This is a genomic window from Gordonibacter sp., assembly GCF_036667095.1.
Taxonomy (GTDB): Bacteria; Actinomycetota; Coriobacteriia; order Coriobacteriales; family Eggerthellaceae; genus Gordonibacter.
Map to the genome: position 1 here is coordinate 26,608 of NZ_JAVWUP010000022.1, position 2,791 is coordinate 29,398.

At 52.5% G+C, this 2,791-nt stretch carries 4 protein-coding genes; all 4 read right to left on the reverse strand.

Annotated elements, in window-relative coordinates:
- Positions 1-275, reverse strand: a 275-nt coding sequence (locus RR842_RS04110) for a DUF1351 domain-containing protein (protein WP_332729064.1), incomplete at its 3' end; no start/stop codon positions are given.
- Positions 265-1,557, reverse strand: a complete 1,293-nt coding sequence (locus RR842_RS04115; RefSeq protein WP_332729065.1) for a ParB/RepB/Spo0J family partition protein — start codon at positions 1,555-1,557, stop codon at positions 265-267. The genes RR842_RS04110 and RR842_RS04115, both read right to left, overlap by 11 nt.
- Before the next feature lie 28 nt (positions 1,558-1,585).
- Positions 1,586-2,143, reverse strand: coding sequence for a hypothetical protein (locus RR842_RS04120; protein ID WP_332729066.1), 558 nt, complete (start codon positions 2,141-2,143; stop codon positions 1,586-1,588).
- On the reverse strand, positions 2,143-2,664 hold the full coding sequence (locus RR842_RS04125) for a RusA family crossover junction endodeoxyribonuclease (protein WP_332729067.1): 522 nt from the start codon (positions 2,662-2,664) through the stop codon (positions 2,143-2,145). Before RR842_RS04125 ends, RR842_RS04120 begins: the two co-directional genes overlap by 1 nt.
- Between the last annotated feature and the right edge of the window lie 127 nt (positions 2,665-2,791).

Below are 2,791 nucleotides of genomic sequence, written 5' to 3' on the forward strand. Positions count from 1 at the left end.
AGCGGCTTTTCATACTCTACCTTGACCTCTTTGCGCTTAGCCTCGATAGGTTTTTTAAGGTTGTTGAGTTCGGCGCAGACTTTGCGACCGGCTGATATTTCGGCCTCGTTTTCTGGGTCGATTTTGGTTCCAGCAAACATCTTGATCTGTTCATCGACGTAGGCTTCCAAAGCGGCGAAACTTGCATCAATCGACACATGGATGGGCTTTACAACTATCTCTGCCGGCGGGTTTATCACCTCTGCCTGCACTTCCTCCACGGTGCTATTCACCATCGTCCACCTCGCTTGATTGTTGTGTTTTCGCATCTAGCAAATCGTTGCATAGGCTGCGTACTTTGATGTCGCCAGGGGTTTCTTCGTAGCCATCTGCCACAAAGGCATCAATCCACGTCAGATAGTTCTTTACCCGTTCGGTGATAATGTCACTCATATCTGCATAAACTAAATAATGCTCACATCTATTCAGCTCGCGTTCGGCATCTTCGTATAAACAAGCAATAAGCGTGGCATTGAGTTCTCGCTTTACTGATTCGCCCGTCAACTTCTCAAACTCTTTAATCCGACCGCCAGGCGAGTAGTAGTCATCGTTGTCGGCGTTGTTCATTATTCGCTTGAAGATTTCAGCTAAGGTCGGTATCGTTTCGACTCCATCGGCGATGCGATTGGCTAGCCACTTGGCGCGACTTGCCTTGCCATCAGAAAGGATGGCTCCTATTTCGGCACAGAGCTGCATCCTCTCTTCTTTTGCGGTGTCAACAACGGCATCGGATGCCGGTATATATATTTTGGCAATAAGCAAATACTCATTGCAGAGCTGTGCTTTTGCCAAGAGAAACTCTTCGGCATCAAGTTCGGCAACATCTTCAACTGACCGACACAATGCTTTGTAGCAATAGCCATCGGGCACATCGTCAACGATGGGTATCCCCGATGTCTCCAGGGCATCTTTAAGTTCTTGTGCTTTAATGTCATCCTCGCGCTGTCTTTTGATGGTTGAGCAAACCCAAGTCCACTCGTTTTCCTTACAATTGGTAAGCTGCTCAACGGCATCGGGGTCGTCGGCAAAATCAGCGATGGCATACAGCCTGTCAAGCGTCATATCTCCTGCGGCATCATCAACCTTAGCCATGGCCGTTGCCACCTTGTGCACATCGGCAGATTTGATGCGAGCGGCCTTGGCCACTGGCACCGGATCCACACCCAAGGCAAGCGCCTGCTGCACGCCACGGCTGCGCTCTATGTCGGTCAATGGCTGCTTGTCGTCGGTTGCAAGCATGGCCACCATGACGTTTGCTTCGTCCATGGTGTCGGCTACGGTTGCCGTGAAGCTTTTGGTCTTTGCCAGCCTCATGGCGCGATAGCGGCGCTCGCCATCAACGATGCGATAGATGCCGCCGTCGCGCACCAACAATGGCGGCGTGAACGGTTCTCCTGGACGGTCGGCGTTGATGGCAAAACCTGATGCCAGAGCTTCAAGGTCTCCGAAGTCCCTGCGTGGGTTGTTGTCATCGGGGTACACATCCTCGATTGATACTTTTTCAGTTGTTATGGGCATGATTCATCCTCCTACAGTGGGTTTTTGGTCAAACCCCCATTGATTTAACTTTTTTTGCAGCTCTCTCACATCTTCTTTGTGCTGCCTTGAGCTTCCTGGTTAAGCAGCCGATTTCCCATGTTTCTATTTCCAGGGCATAGGATTCTTCTGCCACGTCTTTCTGGTAAGGCGTCATGTGCGCGGTACAGGGATGCTGCGGCCTGGGCAGCGGCGTGCTGCTGCGTTCTGCCTCGGTTTCCATATAAGTCATGCGGTCCTCCATCGTCATCCTTTGCATAACCGCGCTCATATCGTTTTCGCACTTTTCCATCTGCGCCGACAGCTCGCATACCCGGCAAACGCCGGTGCGTGTGCCGTAGCGGCTGCGAGCCTTGCCGCACTGCGGGCAAACAGATGTCTTATGCGTGTAGTGTCGCAGCGTTATCGGCTCGCCCGATTTGCGAATACTGGCAACCTTGCGTTCAATACTCTTGCTTCCGCGCTTGAGGTGCTTGCTTATGTCACGTCGCGGAATCCTGCCGGCATGTGCCAACAGGTAAGCTTCTTCGGCTGTCGTCCACTCGTTTCGCTTGGCACCTTTTCGCATTACAAATCTATTCCCATCTGCCGCTTGCGCGGCTCGCAGTAGGTAATCTCTATTTCCAGCCAGTCGCGGTTGCCCACGCGTGGCGCTTTAAGCGGAATCTCTCCGACAATGTAGCGGTCATCTTTATAAGCAACGGAATTAAGGGCATCTTCAACCAGCTTGAGGATGTTTGATCCATCCGGTGTTGACGTATCCTGTTCTCCACTGCGTCGCTTCGGCCAACTTGGCGGGCATTTCCGGTGGGATACGACTGCGAATATTATGGGACCGTCAAACGATGCGCGCAGCCTGCCCCTGGCCTCCGTGTAGCGTGTTGCAATATCCTCCATGGCTTTTCGGTGCTTAGCTTGCGTGTAGGGTCTTGGGTGTCCTCCCACCGTCTTGATCCCTGCGCGCATCCACCCAACGACTTCAGGTAGCTTTTCGGTATCGCACGCGATGCGAGTGCATACCGTTTCAATCTCGCTTAGCCCTAAGTAGTCAAGCAATGGCCTACGCGCTTTTTCGAGGTAGGGATTCATGCCGCACCTCGCTTGCAAAACTCGATAGCCTGCTGCCACGTGTCGGTGAAGAAGAAATCACCGGCGTTGCAATGTGCTTGCCACATCGCTTTGATGTCTACGGTGTCGATAGGTGCCTTGCGGAAGT